The sequence below is a fragment of the Erwinia sp. V71 genome (assembly GCF_965644245.1).
In the GTDB taxonomy this organism is placed as follows: Bacteria; Pseudomonadota; Gammaproteobacteria; order Enterobacterales; family Enterobacteriaceae; genus Erwinia.
Genome location: NZ_CBFFRK010000037.1, coordinates 1 through 19,854 on the forward strand (window position 1 = coordinate 1; position 19,854 = coordinate 19,854).

Genomic DNA, 19,854 nt, shown 5'->3' on the forward strand with positions numbered 1-19,854 from the left:
CCGGCAGCCTTCAGTGGTCTTTGCAGAGTTAAGACAGGCGGCTTAGCGTTGCACTTCGAACTTGAATCCGCCCAGTACGTCAGCATTTAAAATGTCACCATTAAAGCGTAACGTAGAACAGCCAGTTCCCTATTGCAGACGTTAATAAGGATCGTGATGCAAAGCCGCCAGTCTTCCCTGATCACCAGCCTTGGCTGGGTACAACATGCTTTCCTGCCTGCGGGCGTTGCACCACCTGAGGATGCGGTCTGGGCGCATCAGCGGCACAGCGCCGAGGTCATCCTGGATGAAGAAGCGATGCCGGTAAAAAGCCGTGATGCCGATGGCGTGATAGGCGTCAATCCGCGCCCGGTCGCGGTGTATACCGCCGATTGTCTGCCGGTGCTGATTGCCGATGACCGCCGTCACCATGTCGCTGCGGTTCATGCCGGACTGAAAGGCGCACTGGCCGGGGTGCTGTTCAGCGCTGTGCGCAGGCTGCAGGAACTGGGCGCCACGGCGGACAGCCTGCATATCGCCATCGGCCCGGCGATTGGCCCCTGCTGCTATGAGCTGGGCGAAGACCTGCTGGCCAGCCTTACTGATAACCCGCTGCTGGCGCGAGCGCCCGACTGGCATCGCCAGCAGCCGCACAACAGCCACGCTATTCGTCCGCAGGCACAGGCCAGCAGTCACGGCGGCTGGTTTGATTTACCCGCACTCGGGCGGCAGATGCTGTTACAGATGGGCATTCCCGCCGCACAGATCGAGATTCTGCCAGTCTGCACATATTGCATGGCGGAAGATCGATCCAGCTACCGACGCAACAGCCATTTCGGCGACGGTTATGCGGCGCGCTATTCGTGGATCCGGCGTGCGGATTAAATCGTCTCGCCCATAAAGATCTGATAACTGAGATCGACAGAACTGGCGACAAAACCGGTGTCGCCAATTTTCTTCAGCAGCAGTTCCGCGGCGGTATAGCCGATCGCGTAGCGCGGTGTAATCACACTGGCAACGCTGGGGTACATCTCACGGCTGATATCCAGCCCGTGGAAACCGGCAATGGCGATCTGTTGCGGCACTGCAATGCCGTGCCGCTGGCACCACAGCAGTGCCCCGAGCGACAGATCGTCATTGGTGCAGAAAATCGCATCCAGCGACGGGAAATCCTGCAGCGCACTCTCCAGCATTCGCGCGCCAAGTTGTTGAGAGGAGATTGCTTTCGGATTAACACGCTGCGGTGGCAAACCCCGCTCACTCATTGCCTGGCTGTAGCCGCGAAAACGGTGCTCGTCGCGTCGGTCATGCTGCGAACCAAAATAGATAATCTGCCGCCGCCCCTGCTCCAGCAGAGTTTTCGTCATATCGTAGCCAGCATTGAAGTTATTGAAGCCGACTTCCATATCGAGGCAACCGCCTTCGGTGTCCATCACTTCCACAACCGGAATTTTCGCCGCACGCAGATATTTCACCGCCCGCAGGGTATGCGCTTTTTCGCTGAGGATAATGCCGTCGATATTCCACGACAGCAGATTAATGATCTGCTCCTCTTCCGACTGCGCATTGTAGTTATAATTGGCGATCAACGTCTGATAACGCCCCTCTTTGGTCGCTGCTTCAATCCCCGCCAGCAGATCGGCGAAGATTTGATTTTTAAACGATGGGATCAGCACGCCGATGGTGTAGCTTTTCGCGCTCAGCAGCATTTCCGGCGCGCGATTCGGCACATAGTTAATCTCTTCGATAATCTGCGCGATCTTCTCGCCCGTTGCTGCCGCCACCTTTTCTGGCGTGCGCAGATAACGGCTGACGGTCATTTTGGTGACCCCGGCGAGGGTGGCGATATCCTGTAATGAGATGCGATGAGAGCGCACAGCGGGATGTCCGTGACAGGCTGAGAAAGGGCGGAGCACGCTCCGCCCGCCAGATTAATGAAGTATCATATTCAGGATCAGCACGCCAGCCAAACCGAGGAACGAGATCAGCGTTTCCATCACCGTCCAGGTTTTCAGCGTCTCGACCACACTCAGGTTAAAGTAGCCTTTAAACAGCCAGAAGCCCGGATCGTTAACGTGTGAAGCAATCACGCTGCCGGAACCGACCGCCAGCACCATCAGTGCCGGATCAGCGCCCGTGACGGCAATAATCGGTGTGACGATCCCGGCCGTAGTGATCGCCGCAACCGTCGCCGATCCCAGCGCAATACGCAGCATCGCGGCCACCGTCCAGCACATCAGTAACGGTGACAGTGACGAGCCTTTCATCATCCCGGCGATATAGTTACCCACGCCGCTATCCACCAGTACCTGCTTGAATGCGCCACCGCCCGCAATAATGAAGACGATCATGGCGATGGCGGCAATCGAATCACCGCACATATCCATCACCTGTTCCATCTTGCGCCCGTTGCGCAGGCCAAGGATGAACACCGCAATCACCACCGAGATAAACAGCGCCACTGCCGGGTTGCCGATAAACTCGAAGAACTGACGCACCGGATTCTCTTTCGGCATCGTCAGCTCAAACACCGCCGCGACAGCCATCAGAATCACCGGGATAATCGCCGCGAAGATGCTGGTCCAGAAACCGGGCATTTCATGATCTTCGAAGATTTTCGGGTTAAACAGCCCTTCCGGTGGTGATTTCTCAAAGTTCTTCAGGAACTTCGAGAAGATCGGCCCGGCAATAATCACCGTCGGAATAGTGATGATCATGCCGTACAGCAGCGTAGTGCCGAGGTTAGCGCCAAAAATGGTGGCGATCGCCGTCGGGCCAGGATGCGGTGGCAGGAAGCAGTGGGTAACTGACAGCGCCGCCACCATCGGTACGCCAACATACAGCAGCGGCAGTTGCGCCGCCGCGACCACGGTAAACACCAGCGGCAGCAGCAGCACAAAGCCCACTTCATAGAACATCGCCAGACCGACAATCAGACCGGTGATCATCAGCGCCCATTGCAGGCGCTGCTTACCAAAGGCGGCAATCAGCGTGGTGGCGACGCGCTGGGCCGCGCCGGTGTCGGACACCAGCCTGCCGAGCATCGCGCCAAAACCGAGGATCAACGCCAGACTGCCAAGCGTGCCACCAATCCCTTTCTGAATCGATGCCACCGCTTCCAGCGGCGTCATACCTTCGGCAATACCGACGACAGCAGAGACAAACACCAGCGCGATAAAGCCATTCACTTTAAAGACGATCATTAACACCAGCAGCAGTATCACGCCTGCCGCGATTATTGTAATGGGCATAGCAGGTTCCTTTCGGGTACAGGTGAAGTTTTAGGTGTAGTTGCTTAAACCGCCACGCGCATGCCGCCATCAACAAAAAGCAGGTGGCCGTTCACAAAATCGGACGCTTTGCTGGCTAAAAACACCGCTGCGCCAATCAGTTCTTCCGGATTGCCCCAGCGTGCGGCGGGGGTACGTTTGGTCAGCCAGGCGGTAAAGGCCTCATCGTCTGCCAGTGCCTGGGTCATTTCGGTTTTGAAGTAACCCGGCGCAATGGCGTTTACCTGGATGTTGTGACGCGCCAGCTCCACGCACATGCCGCGCGTCAGCATGGTGACTGCGCCTTTCGAGGCGGCGTAAGGCGTGATGGTGTCGCGCCCCAGCTCGCTCTGCATCGAACCAATATTGATAATCTTGCCGCGCTGACGCTGCGTCATACGGCGAGCCACCGCCTGCGATACCAGGAAAACCGCCGTCTGGTTCACGGCAATCACATCGTTCCAGTCCTGCTCCGGGAATTCGAGGAAAGGACGGCGACGCTGGATACCGGCGTTATTCACCAGCACATCAATCGCCCCAATCTGGCTCTCAATCTGCTCCACCGCGGCGTTCACTGCAGACGACTGGGTAACATCAAACGCCACTGCGTGCGCCTGGTGTCCGGCAGCACGCAGCTGTGCTGCCGCTTTCTCTGCGCCCTGCTGCGTGGTGGCGTTGATAATCACTTCCGCGCCGGCTTCCGCCAGCCCTTTCGCCATCAGAAAGCCGATACCGCGCCCGGAACCGGTGATTAATACGCGTTTGCTGGCTAAAGAAAACAGTGTGCTCATGGTCTCCCCCTTATCAGAATGTCAGCTGCACTTTGGCGGCTTTTTGTTTGTCACCGGCAAAGACCAGCGCCGCGTCAATCTCCTGCCACGGATATTCGCCACTAAACAGCGGCAGCGGGTTCACTGTGCCGTTCTCCAGCCACTGCACGGCAGTATTAAATTCATGGGTAAAACGGAAAGAGCCGGTGAGTTTGATCTCTTTGGCAATCAGCAACATAATCGGGAAATTCGGCACTGCACCACCCATCCCCACCTGCACCAGCGTGCCGCGGGCGCGCGTCACTTCCAGGCAGCGTTGCAGTGAGGAGGGATGCCCGGATGCTTCGAAGGACACATCGAAGTAGCCTTTGTCTGCCAGATAAGCGTCGAAATCACCGCTGGCCGCGTGAACGGTGCGGGTCGCGCCCATCTGCTGCGCCATACTGAGCGAACGTTCACTGATATCCGCACAGACGATTTCCGCTGCGCCTTTGGCTTTCGCCGCCGCGGCAATCAGGCAGCCAATCGGCCCGACACCGGAGATAAACACTTTTTTGCCGCTGAGATCGCCCGCCTGGTTCGCGGCGTGGATGCATACCGCCAGCGGTTCCGCGAACACCATCACTTTGTCATCGGCGTCACTGGCGAACGGGATGCACTGCGCACTGTCGACCACTTTGTACTGAGTAAAGCCGCCATCAACATGCGGGTAGTACATTGCGCTGCCGAAGAAACGCATGCTGACGCACTGGTTCTCTTCGTCATTCAGGCAATATTTGCAGCTGCCACATGGCTTTGACGGATTGACCGCCACCTTTTGCTGCGGTTTCAGCGCCGGGTTATCGCTTTCCACCACATAACCAATCACTTCATGGCCGAGGATCATCGGCATTTTCACTTCATAGTTGCCGACCTTGCCGTGCTGGTAGTAGTGCAGATCCGAGCCACAAATACCGCCGCGGGTGATGCGCACCAGCGTTCCCTTGCCCTGGTACTCCACGTGCTGGCTGATGACGCTGACGTCTTCTTTGCCGTTAATCATGCAGGACTGCGTTTGCATAGTTTGTTACCTCATTGCCTGATGCTCAGGTTGCACATCAAATAGCTTTCCGCAGGTTAAAACTGTGAAGCAGATCACTTAAAATCGTGTTACGGAATTGATGTTACGCATAACGTGAAGCAGGTAATGCTTTCTGCCCGCCATTATTACCCGCAGCATTCTTTGAGGCGCTTCACAGCTTTAGCGCCGCCACTTGCGCTTTTCCCTCGTCAGCGGCTACAGTCAACTCATCCGACCACTCACATTTTTGCAACATTCACCGGTGGACATCCTATGCAGTCAGCCCCTTCCCTGTTTGCCCCGCTCGATCTTGGCTTCACCCGCCTGAAAAACCGCGTGCTGATGGGTTCAATGCATACCGGTCTGGAAGAGCATCCTGATGGCGCGGCACGGCTGGCCGCGTTTTACGCTGAACGCGCCAGCGCAGGTGTGGCGCTGATCGTGACCGGGGGCATCGCGCCATCACCGGAAGGCGTGGTGGTGGCAGGCGGTTCGGTGCTGAACGATGAACAGCAACTGGCGCATCATCTGCCGGTGACCCGCGCAGTGCATGACGCGGGCGGTAAGATCGCCATGCAGATCCTGCATGCCGGACGCTACAGCTATCAGCCCGCACTGGTCGCACCGTCGCCATTGCAGGCACCGATTAACCCGTTTACGCCACGCGAACTGACAGATGGAGAGATCCGCCAGCTGATTGCCGATTTCGCCCGCTGCGCGCGTCTGGCACAGCAGGCTGAGTATGACGGTGTGGAAATCATGGGTTCCGAGGGCTATCTGATAAACCAGTTTCTGACGGCACGCACTAACCAGCGTCATGATGACTGGGGCGGCGATTTTTCCCGCCGTATGCGTTTTGCCGTGGAGATTGTGCGCGCCGTGCGGGCCGCCGCAGGCGAGCAGTTTATTATTATCTACCGCCTGTCGATGCTCGATCTGGTGGAAGGTGGCAACACGCTGGAAGAGACCATTCAGCTGGCGCAGGCCATTGAACAGGCAGGCGCGACACTGATTAACACCGGTATCGGCTGGCATGAAGCGCGCGTGCCTACCATCGCCACCTCCGTGCCACGCGCCGCTTTTGGCTGGGTGACACAAACCCTGAAACAGCATCTGCGCGTACCGCTGATTACCACCAACCGCATCAATCATCCTGATGTGGCACAGGGGCTGCTCGACACAGGCTGCGCAGATATGGTGTCGATGGCGCGCCCGTTCCTCGCCGACGCGGAATTTGTGCAGAAAGCGCAGCAGGGTCGTGCCGACGAAATTAACACCTGCATTGGCTGTAATCAGGCGTGTCTCGACCAGATTTTTGCCGGCAAAGTGACCTCCTGTCTGGTGAATCCCCGCGCCTGCCATGAAACGCTGATGCCGTTTACACCCGCTGTGCAGGTCAAAAAGCTGGCGGTGGTCGGCGCCGGGCCTGCCGGGCTGGCTTTTGCCGTGAACGCCGCACAGCGCGGCCACCAGGTCACGCTGTTTGACGCCGCCAGTGATATCGGCGGCCAGTTCAATATTGCGCGCCAGATCCCCGGCAAAGAGGAGTTTAACGAAACCCTGCGCTACTTCCGGCGGCAGCTGGCACGGCATCAGGTGACGTTACGCTTAAACCAGTGGGTCGAGGCAGAGCAGCTCAGTGCCTTTGATGAAGTGGTGCTCGCCAGCGGCATTACGCCGCGCACGCCGGAGATTGCGGGCATCGATCACCCCTGCGTACTGAGTTACCTCGAGGTGATCCGCGATAAAAAACCGGTGGGCAGACGGGTGGCGATTATTGGTGCAGGTGGCATCGGTTTCGATACCGCAGAATACCTGTGCGCCAGCGGCGAGACCACCAGCCAGGATCCACAGGCATTTTGTCGCGCATGGGGGATTGATCGCACCCTGCGGGCGTCAGGCGGCCTGCTGCCTGCGGGGGAAGCACCCGCCCGCACACGCGAGATTTATCTGCTGCAACGCAAAGCCGGTAAACCAGGCACAACGCTGGGGAAAACCACCGGCTGGATCCATCGCGCCACGCTACAGGCGCACGGCGTGCAGATGTGGGGCGGCGTGCAGTATCTGCGTATCGACGATGAGGGGCTGCATCTCCTGCGTGACGGCAAGCCAGTGACACTGGCCGTGGACAATGTGGTGGTGTGCGCCGGGCAGGAGTCACGGCGTGAACTGGAACAACCGCTGCGGATGCTGGGGATACCATTGCATATCATCGGCGGTGCCGATGTGGCGCTGGAACTGGATGCGCGCCGGGCGATTGCGCAGGGAACAAAACTGGCACTGGAGATCTAACACTGTTCAGTATTTAACCAGAGCAGAAAACACGATAAGATGCTGCGTATTCAGACGACACAGGAGGTGATATGTCACGTTTAACACTTGATTTAAGTAAAGATGTCGACGATCGCATTACGGATATCGCGCATCGCCATGGCATAACTAAAGCGGAAGCGATCAGGCGGGCTTTTGCCCTGCTGTCCGTGGCAGATAATCAGTCGAAAAAGAGTAATGGCTACTCGCTTGGCATTGTCCGCGAGTCTGAAACGGGTGACTTGCAGGCGATTGGTCGTGTAACAGGGATCTTTTTATGGAAATGCCGCACACCAGGGTTGGTGATATTAATATCAACGATGCGATGACGCCGGGAACCATTTATGTCGTTGCTGAGAATGACCGCCTCAGATTTGCCAGACAAGTGCTGACCGTCTTATGTCTCATGATCATCGCGGTGTTTAGCGCTTACGCATACTGGGAACAAAATGAAGCCATCAGACAAATTTTTGAATTTGTTAAAATCGGTGCACTTCCTCTCATCACACTCATCATTAGCTTCTATTTTCCAAATAGCGTTCAAAAGTAGTCACACGACCACATATAAAAAGGGCACCTTCTCCGGCGCCCTTTTCGACTACTGACTCAGCGCAGCTTCACCGAGCGCAAAATCACAAACTTCTGATTCGATGCCAGCGTGGTGCAGTTGCCAAACAGCTTCTTCATTTTCTGGTAATAACCGAGATGACGGTTGCCGACAATACGCAGCTCACCGCCATACTGCAGGCAGCGACGCGCATCGCGCAGCATCCCCCAGGCAATATAGTCGTGGATGGCGTTTTGCTGATGGAACGGCGGGTTACATAACACCGCGTTCAGGCGATCGGACGGGAAGCCACTCAGCGAGTTATTGACGGTAAAATGGCTGCGGGCCATATCTTCCGGGCGGTTCACTTCCACATTCAGGCGGCTCGATGCCACTGCCATCGACGACTCATCGACAAAATGCACTTCCGCCTGCGGGTTCTGCTCCAGCGCCAGCAAACCAATCACGCCATTACCGCAGCCCAGATCGACGATCTCTCCGTCCAGGTTATCCGGCAGATACTCCATAAAGAAGCGCGCACCGATATCCAGACCGTTGCGCGAAAACACATTGGCGTGGTTATGAATCTGGTAAGGGTAGCCATCCAGCGGCCAGACCGTGGTGTCTTTGGCCTCTTTCAGCGCCGGATTGCTGAAGGTGGTGTACACCAGACGCGCTTTTTTCCATGCCAGCGAGGTTTTCGTCTCACCCAGCACACGTTCAAACAGCTGCAGCGTGGAAGTATGAATATCTTTCGCTTTGGCGCCGGCAATAATCAGCGTCTCCGGCGTCAGCACCTTGCGCAGCGCACGCAGCTGATGCTCCAGCAACGCCAGCGTTTTCGGGATCTTAATCAGCACGCAGGACGGCGCAGCAGGCAGTTCGGCCATACTGTCGAGGAAAGTGACGCTGTCTTCGTCCAGCACGTTGTTCTGCAAGTTTTTACGCGCCGCCAGCTGGCTCATCAGTGAATCACCGATGCTGTACACCTGATAGTCGTTCAGAGCACAGGCCAGTGCGCCAAAGCTGTCGTTAAACACCAGCACCGGACCGGCATCTGCGGCAGGCAGCGACTGCTGCAGCAAGTACTCGTCTGCGGCATCCCAGGCCTGCAAGGGATTCTCATCATCCGTTTGCGGGAAGCGATGCAGCGTCAGTGTGCGGTTGCTCAGTTCGAGTTGGCTCATTGGATCTCCAGCATGATAATATTTGCGCGCAATAACCCGGAAAACGGGGGCGCAGTATATACCCAAAGTTAGCGATGTTGCAGTATCCATGCAATATCGCCGACAAAGGGCCGTTTTTATCGTTTCTGGAGTCGTGATGTCATCGTTAATTTATCTGCAGGGATACCCTGAATCACTGCTCAGCCAGGTACGCACCCTGATCGAACAGCAGCGACTGGCGGACGTTCTGCGCCAGCGTTATCCCGACACGCATAACATCACCAGTGACAAAGCGCTGTACGACTACACACTGGAGCTGAAAAACAGCTATCTGCGCAATGCCGCGCCGCTGAATAAAGTGGCATACGACAGTAAGATCAAAGTGATGCAGCATGCGCTCGGCCTGCACACCGCCGTTTCGCGCGTGCAGGGCGGTAAGCTGAAGGCCAAAGCGGAAATCCGCGTCGCCACCATCTTTAAAAACGCACCGGAAGCCTTTCTGCGCATGATCGTGGTGCATGAACTGGCGCATATCAAAGAGAAAGATCACAACAAGGCGTTCTACCAGTTGTGCTGCCATATGGAACCGAACTACCACCAGTATGAGTTCGATACTCGCTTATGGCTGACAGAGCAGGCGCTGCGCGGTAACGCCGCTTAAACCGTCAGAATGACAGTTTAAAGCATCTTTTTGCGTGGATAAGGTCTTTCTGTTCGTTAAAAACTCACTATCATAGACCTCAACGGACATCCCTTTGACGATATGAGGCTGACAGTGATGAAATTATTCAGTAACAGTTTTAAAGATGGCGAGAAGATTCCCGGCGAGTTCGCCTTTGCCGTGCAGGATAAAGAGAACCATATTCAGCTCTCCGGCAATAAAAACCCACATCTGGCCTGGCAGGATCTGCCTGCCGGCACGCAGTCACTGGTGCTGGTCTGCCACGATCCTGATGTCCCGAGCAAAGGTGATGATGTAAACCAGGAAGGCCGTGTCGTGCCCGCGTCGCTGCCGCGAGTGGATTTCTACCACTGGGCGTTGCTGGATATTCCAGCCAGTTGGAACAGCATCGAAGCAGGCGCGCAGTCAGACGGTATTGTGGCGAAAGGAAAATCTGGCCCGGCCGCACCGCAAGGACTGAAGCACGGTATCAACAACTACACCGACTGGTTTGCTGGCGACAGCGCGATGGCTGGTCACTACTATGGCTACGACGGCCCCTGCCCGCCATGGAACGATGAACTGATGCACCACTATGTGTTTACCCTGTATGCGCTGGCGGAACCGTCACTGGCGGTGACAGGCGACCTGACCGGTGCAAACGTCAAAGCGGCGCTGGATAATGCACAGGTGCTGGGTAGCGCGTCCATTACCGGCCTGTACACGCTGAATCCGGCTGTTAACTAAACACGTAAGGTGAAATAACGATGGTCAGTCTGGCGATAGCGGATGAGTCTGGCGTGACAACTGCACCGCCAGCCTGGTCATCTCCCCTTGCACGCAGTTATGAGCGCAGAGATCTGTTTGCCGTGGCCTGGCCACGGCTGAAAAGTATTCAGCATACTCAGGCGTTTCAGTTTTTCGACACCACCTTTCTGCTGATCCTGTCCGGTGAGTTACAGATGACCACCGATGGCACCACTTATACACTGAACAGCAGCAGCGGACTTTGTATGGTTGATGCGGGCATCTGCGCCGATCTGAGCAAATTCCCGGCGCCTCAGGGTTTATTCCAGTCGATCTTCCTGACCCTAAAACCCGCAGTGATTGAGCGTTTCCAGCGCCACTATCCCTCTGCTGCCAACAGCAAGCCCAGCGCACCGATCCGCACCCTGGCTGCCGACGACGATCTGCGTCATACGCTGGATAATCTGCTGGCCAGCGCCGCACAGCCCGACCTCTCCGACCCGCGTCTGGAGCTGCGCATCGTTGATTTTATGCTGGCATTAAGCGAACGCGGCGTCAGTTTTACCACGCAGCAAAACAGCACCGCCGCGCGGCTGAAAACGCTGCTGCGCGATGCGCCGGATCAACACTGGACCGCACGTAGCGCAGGCACGGCGCTGGCAATGAGCGAAGCGACATTGCGTCGCCGGTTGAGTGAAGAAGGCATCCGCTTTGAGCACATCCTGCTTGATATCCGCATGCACCACGCGCTGATGTTATTGCAGACCACCGCATGGAGTATTCCGCAGATCGCCGATGCCTGTGGTTATCGCTCACAGGCCAGATTCAGCGAGCGCTTCCGCGACCGTTTTGGCATTTCCCCGGCGCGGGTACGCTGACGTCACTCAGAGAAAATCCTTCGCTTTCAGAATCAGACTGGTTTTGGTCAGTGCCCCTAGGAATTTGCGCTCCAGCGGGTTGTTCAGCACCGGCAGGCGCTCCAGCGTCACCTGTGCAAACGCCTCCCAGCCTTCGCGGATGGTCTGGTTTTCACAGATAAACGGGAAATCGCCATCCATGACTTCGCTGACCAGCGAATCGGCCGTGATGTCACCCGCGAGGATCTTGCGCGAAATATCATGAATCGACACCACGCCAAGAAACTGGCCATGCTCATTGACGACATAGACATAACGTTCGCGTTTCAGCGAACTGACCGCCAGTGCTTCACCCACCGACTGCTGCGGCAGCAGCGCCGCACCGGGGACAATAAATTGCGCGATAATGCCGTTATCGAAATCAAATTTCGCATCGGAGCGGCTAAAATGGTGACTGATTACCGGGTAAGTGCTGCTGGATTGCAGACGATAGACCGTCATTGATGCCAGTACCGCCGCCAGCATCACCGGAAACAGCAGGCTGCTGTTTAACGTCATCTCCAGCACCATCAGGATCGCCATCAGCGGTGCCTGGCTGACCGCCGCCAGCACCGCCGCCATCCCAACAGCGGCGTACAGCAGCGTATTCCCGGTCACCACACCCGCCATCGCACTCAGGCTGGCAATAATCACCCCCAGCAGTGCGCCGGTCAGCAGCGCTGGCGTAAACAAGCCGCCTACCGCGCCGGACCCCACCGACAGCGCCGTCGCCACCACCTTCAGCAGCAGCAACACCACCAGCGCCTGCAGGACAAAATTGCCCGCCATCACCTCAACAATCACTTCATAGCCATTGCCAAGAATATCCGTCGACGCTATCGCCAGCACGCCCACGGCCACACCACCAATACCGAGCCGCAGCGGCAGGCTGTTGACCTGCGCGAACAGCCGTTTGCTTCGGCCAATCAGGAAAATCATCAGCCAGCCCGCCAGACCCGCCGCCAGGCCAATGATGATGGTGAGAATAATACTGGCAGGCGTCAGCGCAAACTGCGCGTCGGCAAAAGGATAGAGCGCCGAGCGGAAGCCCAGCGCCCACATGGTCAGCACCGCCACTGCCGAGGAGACGATCAGCGGGATCAGCCGTTGCAGCGCCGAGATACCGAAGGCGATTTCGGCGACAAAAATCGCCGATGCCAGCGGCGCATGATAGACCGATGCCAGACCGGCTGCGGCGGCCATTGCCACCACATCGCTGTTCTTCAGCCCCAGCGAACGAAAACAGTAACGCCCCAGCAGGCTGCCGCACAGCGCTGACAATTGCACCATCGGTCCCTCTTTACCGATCGACGCGCCGCTGCCAATACTGGCAACCGAAGACAGCGCACGAAACAGCGAGGTACGGGTAGGCACCGCATCAAGGCGCGCGTTGATCACTTCAAGGTAGTCCGTTTTGACCGTTCCCTGCTGCTCAATGGAGGCGGCATAGCGCAGGAAGAAGCCGGCAATCACCCCGCCAAGGCCGACAATCAGCGGCCAGACAAACCACGGATAGACCGTCATCGCCTGGGTGATATCCTGCTGGTTGCCAAACAGCAACCGGTTGATCAGCTCGATGGTCAGGCGAAAGCCCAGCGTCATCAGCGTCGCGGCAAAGCCAACCGGGATCGCCACCAGAATGGTGCTCCAGTTCAGTGCATGTCTGTTCGCGTTGGCGGGAATGCTCACTGCGGTTCCTTTCTTCTCAGGCTGCGACTTATCACGGCAAAAACTGAAAATTAGCATACTGGAAGCCGCTTCTCATCTGTAAATTCCTTGCGCGAATCGGCATTGTGCTCATCGCCAGCTGTGATAATCTGCCCTTTCACTCACAGGCATAGTGGAGCTTAACTGCATGATTCGCCTCGCTGTTGTTGGCACTAATTCGATTACCCGCCAGTTTATTGATGCTGCCCATGAAACAGGCAAGATAAAACTCACCGCGATTTATTCCCGTACGCTGGAGCAGGCGCAGGCGTTCAGCCATGATTATCCGGTGGAACATCTGTTTGTCTCGCTGGAAGAACTGGCGCAGTCAGATGTCATCGATGCGGTGTATATCGCCAGCCCTAATGCCCTGCACTGCGAGCAGTCGCTGCTGTTTATGCGCCACAAAAAACATGTGATCTGTGAGAAGCCGCTGGCCTCCAACCTGGCGGAAGTCGAACAGATGATCGCCTGCGCACAGGAAAACCAGGTGGTGCTGTTCGAAGCGTTTAAAACCGCGTCATTGCCTAACTTCGCTATCCTGCGTCAGTCGCTGCCGGACGTCGGCAGACTGCGCAAAGTGCTGTTTAACTACTGCCAGTATTCATCACGCTACCCGCGCTATCTCAACGGCGAAAACCCGAATACCTTCGACCCGAAATGGTCAAACGGCTCGATTATGGATATTGGCTACTACTGCCTGGCCAGCGCCGTCAGCCTGTGGGGCGAACCGCAAAGCGTGAAAGCACAGGCGACCCTGCTGGAAAGTGGTGTCGATGCGCATGGCGTGGTGGTGCTGAACTATGGCGAGTTTGACCTCACCATTCTGCATTCAAAAGTCAGCAACTCGCATATCCCGAGCGAAATTCAGGGCGAAGACGGCTCGCTGGTGATCGACTTCCTGTCACACTGCCAGCGTATCACGCAGATGACGCGCGACGGCAAAAGCCGCGAACTGAGCCAGCCACAGCATATTAATACTATGCTGTATGAAGCGGAGCACTTTGCTGCCCTGGTGGCGAAGCAGGATATTAACCATGACGGACTTGCCAGCTCGCGTATCACCGCCAGATTACTGACGGAAATTCGTCGTCAGACCGGTGTGGTGTTCCCGGCTGACGCGCGCGACGCAGCGGCTTTGTAAATATTGCTAAATATTTCACACCAGCCGTTGACCATTGCTGCTGCTGGCCCTATCTTATGCAGCAGCAAAGGGGAGTAACTTCTTCGCCAGTTAATCGTCATTACGGTCATGTCACATGACCCGGTTGCTGGGCAATGCACCTAATCCTGCGTTGTAAGTGAGACCTTGCCGGAAGGCGAGGTTTTGCTTGCACGTCAACAGAGCGGCTGACGTCTTCCGATGTCAGCCGTTTTTGTTTTTTCTTTTACAGGATGGGGTTATGAATACTGTCGGCACACCATTGCTCTGGGGCAGCTTCGCTGTCGTGGTGATTATCATGCTGGCGATCGACCTGCTGTTGCAGGGCCGTCGCGGCGCACACACCATGTCACTCAAACAGGCGGCGGTCTGGTCGCTGGTCTGGGTGTCCATCTCTTTACTTTTCGCCGCCGCGTTCTGGTGGTATCTCGATGGCAGTCTGGGTCGCGAAATGGCGAACACTCAGGCGCTGGCCTTCCTTACTGGTTATATTCTGGAAAAAGCCCTCGCGGTCGATAACGTCTTCGTCTGGCTGATGCTGTTCAGCTACTTTGCCGTGCCTGCTGCTTACCAGCGCAGGGTGCTGATCTACGGCGTACTGGGCGCGATTGTGCTGCGTACCATTATGATCTTCGCCGGTAGCTGGCTGGTGACGCAATTTAGCTGGATCCTGTATATCTTCGGTGCCTTCCTGCTGTTTACCGGGGTGAAAATGGCGCTGGCGAAAGAGGACGATGACAGCGCGGTCGGCGATAAGCCGGTGGTGCGCTGGCTGCGTGGTCATCTGCGTATGACCGAAACCATGGAGGGCGAGAAGTTCTTTGTACGCCGTAACGGTGTGCTGTTCGCCACGCCGCTGCTGCTGGTGCTGATTATGGTCGAACTGAGCGATGTGATCTTCGCCGTCGACAGTATTCCGGCGATTTTCGCAGTCACCACCGATCCGTTTATCGTGCTGACTTCTAACCTGTTCGCGATCCTTGGCCTGCGTGCGATGTACTTCCTGCTGGCAAATGTGGCAGAGCGCTTCTCAATGCTGAAGTATGGCCTGGCCATCGTGCTGGTGTTTATCGGCTTTAAGATGCTGATTGTCGACTTCTACCATATCCCGGTCGCCATCTCACTGAGCGTGGTGGGTGGTATCCTTGGCCTGACGCTGCTGATCAACGCCTGGGTTAACCACAAAAACGACCAGAAGAATCTGTCGCAGTAATTCTGCAAAGGGGCGAATATCGCCCCTTTTTTCTGCCATCGCATTTCCTTATACTGCCCGCGCAAACACGTTGTCCGGAAAACATCCTGTGATGCCGGATACCTGCCTTTTATAACGATTAGTGGTTTTAAAATGACGATGGTAAATAAGCCCTCCGGGCTGCTGAACCGCCTGCTTGCTGGCAGCCTGGTGACGCAGATTATGTGTGGTCTGGTCGCCGGTATTACGCTGGCATGGTTCTCAAAAGACACCGCGCTGGCGGTCGGATTACTCGGTTCGCTGTTTGTCAGCGCCCTGAAGGCGGTTGCGCCACTGCTGGTGCTGGTACTGGTGATTTCGGCAATTGCCAGCCATAAACAGGGGCAGAAAACCAATATCCGCCCGATTGTCCTGCTCTATCTGTTCAGTACGCTGTTCGCCGCAATGGTGGCGGTAGTATTCAGTCATCTGTTCCCGCAAACGCTGGCGCTGAGCGATGCCAAAAACGACATCGCGCCGCCGTCAGGCATTCTGGAAGTGCTGCACGGCCTGCTGATGAGCATGGTGGCGAACCCGATTGACGCGCTGATGCACGCCAACTACATCGGCATTCTGGTGTGGGGCATTGGCCTCGGCATCGCATTCCGCCACAGCAGCGATACCACCAAGACCCTGCTGAATGACGCCTCAGAAGCCGTGACCTGGATGGTGCGCCTGGTGATCCGCTGTGCGCCAATTGGTATTTTTGGCCTGGTGGCATCGATTCTCGCCTCGACCGGTTTTGAGGTACTGTGGAGCTACGCCCACCTGCTGATGCTGCTGATCGGCTGTATGCTGCTGATGGCGCTGGTGTTTAACCCGATGCTGGTATTCTGGAAAATCCGCCGTAATCCTTATCCGCTGGTGTTTACCTGCCTGCGCGAAAGTGGCGTCACCGCGTTCTTTACCCGCAGTTCTGCCGCCAATATTCCGGTGAATATGGCGCTGGCGAAACGCCTGAATCTGGATGAAGACACCTACTCCGTTTCCATTCCGCTGGGCGCAACCATCAGTATGGCGGGCGCGTCGATCACTATTACCGTGCTGACGCTGGCAGCGGTGCATACACTGGGTATCGATATTGATATTCCAACTGCGATTCTGCTGAGCTTTGTCGCCACTCTGTGTGCCTGTGGTGCATCTGGCGTGGCGGGCGGCTCACTGCTGCTGATCCCGGTGGCCTGCAATATGTTTGGTATTCCCAATGAAGTGGCAATGCAGGTGGTGGCGGTCGGCTTTATTATCGGCGTGCTACAGGATTCGGCGGAAACAGCGCTGAACTCATCAACCGATATTCTGTTTACTGCTGCGGTTTGTATGGCGGAAGAGGATCGCGTTTCGCAGGAAGCGTGACCGAAATCCCCTTCCCCCGCACTGCGGGGGAAGGGGATTAAAAACTACAGCGTCACCCCACTCTTAAACAACGCCAGTTCGCGGAAATCATTGCGCTCATTATTGGTGAGCTTACCGTTGGCAATCTCCACAATCACATCCACAAAGTCATGCAATAACGCCGTCATACTGACGCCGTGAATCAACTGCCCGGCATCAAAATCAATCCAGTGCGGTTTCTTCGTGGCAATCTCACTGTTGGTGGCAATTTTCACTGTCGGTACAAAACCGCCATACGGCGTACCGCGCCCGGTACTGAACAGCACCATATGGCAGCCCGCGCCCGCCAGCGCGCTGGTCGCCACCGCATCATTGCCCGGCGCACTCAGTAAGTTCAGCCCGTTGACCTTCAGCCGCTCGCCATACTTCAGCACATCCACCACCTGGCTCTGCCCCGCCTTCTGCGTACAACCCAGCGATTTCTCCTCCAGCGTGGTAATCCCGCCCGCTTTATTGCCCGGCGACGGGTTCTCATAAATCGGCTGCTGATGGGCAATAAAGTACTGTTTGAAATCGTTGATCATACTGACCGTTTTACTGAAGGTCGCCTCGTCGCGACAACGACTCATCAGAATACGCTCCGCACCGAACATTTCCGGCACTTCCGTCAGCACCGTGGTGCCACCGTTGGCGATCATCTGATCCGAGAAGCAGCCAAGCAGCGGATTGGCAGTAATTCCCGACAACCCGTCCGATCCGCCACACTCCAGACCAAATTTCAGCTCACTCAGTTTGCCCGCCTCACGCCTGTCGCCACGCATCACCTGATACAGCTGATGCAGCCGCTCCACGCCCGCTTCCACTTCATCATCCTGTTGCTGACAGATCATAAAGGTGACGCGATCGCTCTGGAACTCGCCCAGCGTCTCACGAAACACATCCACCTGGTTGTTCTCACAACCAAGGCCAATCACCAGCACCGCGCCAGCATTGGGGTGGCGTACCATGTTTTGCAGCATGGTGCGGGTATTCTCGTGATCCTCGCCCAGCTGCGAGCAGCCAAACGGGTGACTGAACAGATGCACGCCATCGATATCCGCGGCATCCTCTGTTTCACGCAAAAATCGGCTCTGGATCTGCCGGGCAATACCATTGACGCAGCCGACCGTCGGCAGGATCCACAACTCATTGCGGATGCCCACTTCGCCGCTGGCACGCCGGTAGATCTGCACCTCCCGATCCGCCGCCTGAGGCGGCAGGGCCGGGAAGTCAGGCTGATACTGATACTCATCGAGATCGCTCAGGTTAGTGCGCGCATTATGCGAGTGGATCACCTCCCCGGCCGCAATCGGTTGAGTCGCATGGCCAATCGGCAGGCCATATTTGGTCACCAGCGCGCCTTCGGCGATGTTGTGCAGGGCGAATTTATGACCGCGCGCCACAGGCTGTTTCAGGGTGACCGCCAGCGCGTCGAGCTGCAGCGTTTCCCCTTCGGCGACATCACTGAGCGCTACGGCGACGTTATCGCGCGGATGAATTTTAATGATGCGTTGCATAGCACGGTTACCCCAGTTGTTGCAGCGCGGCGCGCACGCCGCGATTGACGATGCTCTGCAGTTGTTCCGTCACTGCCGCCACCAGTCCCGGCAGCTGGCTGAGATCCTGTTGCCAGTGCGCTTCATCGGCCAGCACCGTTTCCACCAGATGCTGCGGCGTGATTTCACCGCGATCAAGTTGTGGCCACAGCGTGGCGAAACGTGCCAGCCAGAGTTCATCATCCTGCAGTGAATAGGTTTCGCCCACGCGCTGTCCGCGGTAAAACACCAGCAGCGCCGCCAGCGCGAAGGTCAGCCGGCGCGGCCAGTAACCGCGCAGCCGCTGGCAGGCGAGCAGTTGTGGCAGAATACGGGTACGGAATTTGGTCATGCTGTTAAGCGCAATCGACAGCAGCTGATGGCGGATAAACGGATTGCGGAAGCGGCCCAGTACCGCATCAGCGAACGCACGCAGTTCCGTGGCAGGCAAATCCAGCACCGGGATAATCTCGTCGCGCAGCGCCCCTTCCACAAACGCGGCGATTTGCGCATCGTTCATTGCGTCGCCGACGGTATCCAGTCCGGCAAGGTACGCCACTGGCACCAGCGCGGTATGTGCGCCATTAAGAATCGCCACTTTCTGCTCTTTATACGGCTTAATATCCTCCACCAGACGAATATTCAGCGGCCAGCGATGCAGCCTCAGCTCCTCACGCAGCCAGCGTGGTCCTTCAATGACAAACTGGTAATAGACTTCCGCCGTATCCAGATAATCATCGCGATAACCGAGTTGCTGCCACAGCTGCTCCACTTCATCGCGCGGGTAGCCGGTCACAATGCGATCCACCAGCGTTGAGCAAAAGGTATTGTGCAGTTCCAGCCACTGGCTGAACGCCTGCGGCAGTTGCCAGTGCTGCGCATAACGCAGTACCAGCGCTTTCAGCGCATCACCGTTATAGTCGATCAGTTCGCACGGCAGCAGGATCCAGCCTTTGTCCGCCGCGCCTTTAAAGTGGCGGAAACGCTCATACAGCAGCTGCGTCAGCTTGCCGGAGAAACTGCTGGCAGGCCGATCCTCCAGCCGATCGGCCTCTTCCCAGGCGATACCCGCCTCCGTGGTGTTGGAGAACACCAGCCGGATATTGCTGTCGTGCGCCAGCGCCAGGTAGTCGTCAAACTGCTGCCAGCAGTGGATCTCGCGGTTGACCGAACGGATCAGCCGCGGTTCACTGACCACCTCTCCTTTTTCATTCAGACCGCGGATCAGCGCAGTATACAGACCATCCTGATCGTTCAGGCTGGCGGTCGTGCTGGTGTTCAGCGGGCGTACCACCACGATCCCGGCATCCAGATCGGTGTGCTCATTCAGCAGATCGATCTGCCAGTCGACAAAAGCGCGCAGAAAGTTGCCCTCGCCAAACTGAATAATGCGATCGGGATGTTGCCGGCCAGCGAACTGGCGGCGGTTTAACTGTTGCATAG

17 protein-coding genes are annotated in these 19,854 nt (G+C 56.8%); 9 read left to right on the plus strand and 8 right to left on the minus strand.

All coding sequences use genetic code 11. From position 1 onward, the window contains the following. Positions 1-156: 156 nt before the first annotated feature. Positions 157-864, plus strand: a complete 708-nt coding sequence (locus tag ACSZO1_RS10295; protein WP_437612164.1) for a polyphenol oxidase family protein — start codon at positions 157-159, stop codon at positions 862-864. Here ACSZO1_RS10295 and idnR read toward each other — a convergent pair. From idnR to idnD, 4 genes are read right to left on the minus strand one after another with little or no spacing between them, the layout of a single operon-like run. Further along, entirely contained in the window at positions 861-1,856 is a 996-nt protein-coding gene (gene idnR, locus ACSZO1_RS10300; protein ID WP_437612166.1) for a DNA-binding transcriptional regulator IdnR, read from the minus strand. The two genes, ACSZO1_RS10295 and idnR, sit on opposite strands and share 4 nt — an antisense overlap. Positions 1,857-1,910: 54 nt before the next feature. Further along, positions 1,911-3,230 (minus strand): gluconate:H+ symporter, encoded by a 1,320-nt coding sequence (locus ACSZO1_RS10305; protein ID WP_437612168.1) that lies wholly within the window; start codon positions 3,228-3,230, stop codon positions 1,911-1,913. 44 nt (positions 3,231-3,274) lie between these two features. After that, positions 3,275-4,039: a gluconate 5-dehydrogenase gene (gene idnO / locus ACSZO1_RS10310; RefSeq protein WP_437612170.1), complete on the minus strand. Its 765-nt coding sequence runs from the start codon at positions 4,037-4,039 to the stop codon at positions 3,275-3,277. A gap of 13 nt (positions 4,040-4,052) precedes the next feature. Further along, on the minus strand, positions 4,053-5,078 hold the full coding sequence (gene idnD / locus ACSZO1_RS10315; RefSeq protein WP_437612172.1) for an L-idonate 5-dehydrogenase: 1,026 nt from the start codon (positions 5,076-5,078) through the stop codon (positions 4,053-4,055). A 273-nt stretch (positions 5,079-5,351) separates the two neighbouring features. Between idnD and ACSZO1_RS10320 the strand changes: the two genes are divergently transcribed. Further along, complete coding sequence (locus ACSZO1_RS10320; RefSeq protein WP_437612174.1) at positions 5,352-7,370, plus strand: FAD-dependent oxidoreductase; 2,019 nt, start codon at positions 5,352-5,354, stop codon at positions 7,368-7,370. Between the two features lie 71 nt (positions 7,371-7,441). Further along, entirely contained in the window at positions 7,442-7,717 is a 276-nt protein-coding gene (locus ACSZO1_RS10325; protein WP_437612176.1) for a CopG family transcriptional regulator, read from the plus strand. A 277-nt stretch (positions 7,718-7,994) separates the two neighbouring features. Here the strand turns inward: ACSZO1_RS10325 and rlmG are convergent, their stop codons facing one another. Continuing rightward, a complete protein-coding gene (rlmG, locus tag ACSZO1_RS10330; RefSeq protein WP_437612178.1) occupies positions 7,995-9,122 on the minus strand; it encodes a 23S rRNA (guanine(1835)-N(2))-methyltransferase RlmG in 1,128 nt (375 codons plus the stop codon). A gap of 136 nt (positions 9,123-9,258) precedes the next feature. On the opposite strand from rlmG, the gene ACSZO1_RS10335 reads away from it, so the two are divergent. The 3 genes from ACSZO1_RS10335 (at position 9,259) to ACSZO1_RS10345 (ending at position 11,387) form a co-directional block, all read left to right on the plus strand. After that, on the plus strand, positions 9,259-9,762 hold the full coding sequence (locus ACSZO1_RS10335) for a M48 metallopeptidase family protein (RefSeq protein WP_437612180.1): 504 nt from the start codon (positions 9,259-9,261) through the stop codon (positions 9,760-9,762). Positions 9,763-9,879: 117 nt separating this feature from the next. Beyond that, positions 9,880-10,509, plus strand: coding sequence for a YbhB/YbcL family Raf kinase inhibitor-like protein (locus ACSZO1_RS10340; RefSeq protein ID WP_437612182.1), 630 nt, complete (start codon positions 9,880-9,882; stop codon positions 10,507-10,509). Positions 10,510-10,529: 20 nt separating this feature from the next. Then, positions 10,530-11,387 carry a helix-turn-helix transcriptional regulator gene (locus ACSZO1_RS10345; RefSeq protein ID WP_437612184.1) on the plus strand — a complete coding sequence of 286 codons (858 nt, stop codon included), beginning with the start codon at positions 10,530-10,532 and terminating at the stop codon, positions 11,385-11,387. 6 nt (positions 11,388-11,393) lie between these two features. Here ACSZO1_RS10345 and ACSZO1_RS10350 read toward each other — a convergent pair whose 3' ends face one another. After that, positions 11,394-13,094 carry a chloride channel protein gene (locus ACSZO1_RS10350; protein ID WP_437612186.1) on the minus strand — a complete coding sequence of 567 codons (1,701 nt, stop codon included), beginning with the start codon at positions 13,092-13,094 and terminating at the stop codon, positions 11,394-11,396. 166 nt (positions 13,095-13,260) lie between these two features. Between ACSZO1_RS10350 and ACSZO1_RS10355 the strand changes: the two genes are divergently transcribed. The 3 genes from ACSZO1_RS10355 to sstT all read left to right on the plus strand — a co-directional run bounded on the left by ACSZO1_RS10355 (position 13,261) and on the right by sstT (position 16,858). After that, positions 13,261-14,256, plus strand: a complete 996-nt coding sequence (locus tag ACSZO1_RS10355; protein ID WP_437612188.1) for a Gfo/Idh/MocA family protein — start codon at positions 13,261-13,263, stop codon at positions 14,254-14,256. Between the two features lie 259 nt (positions 14,257-14,515). Then, the gene (locus tag ACSZO1_RS10360) at positions 14,516-15,487 is read left to right on the plus strand and encodes a TerC family protein (protein ID WP_437612190.1); all 972 of its coding nucleotides are present in this window, start codon (positions 14,516-14,518) and stop codon (positions 15,485-15,487) included. Between the two features lie 138 nt (positions 15,488-15,625). Then, the gene (gene sstT, locus ACSZO1_RS10365; RefSeq protein WP_437612228.1) at positions 15,626-16,858 is read left to right on the plus strand and encodes a serine/threonine transporter SstT; all 1,233 of its coding nucleotides are present in this window, start codon (positions 15,626-15,628) and stop codon (positions 16,856-16,858) included. A 44-nt stretch (positions 16,859-16,902) separates the two neighbouring features. Here the strand turns inward: sstT and ACSZO1_RS10370 are convergent, their stop codons facing one another. Both ACSZO1_RS10370 and ACSZO1_RS10375 read right to left on the minus strand, forming a co-directional pair. Continuing rightward, positions 16,903-18,393, minus strand: a complete 1,491-nt coding sequence (locus ACSZO1_RS10370) for a UxaA family hydrolase (protein WP_437612192.1) — start codon at positions 18,391-18,393, stop codon at positions 16,903-16,905. 7 nt (positions 18,394-18,400) lie between these two features. Further along, entirely contained in the window at positions 18,401-19,852 is a 1,452-nt protein-coding gene (locus ACSZO1_RS10375; RefSeq protein ID WP_437612194.1) for a tagaturonate reductase, read from the minus strand. Positions 19,853-19,854 lie beyond the last annotated feature (2 nt).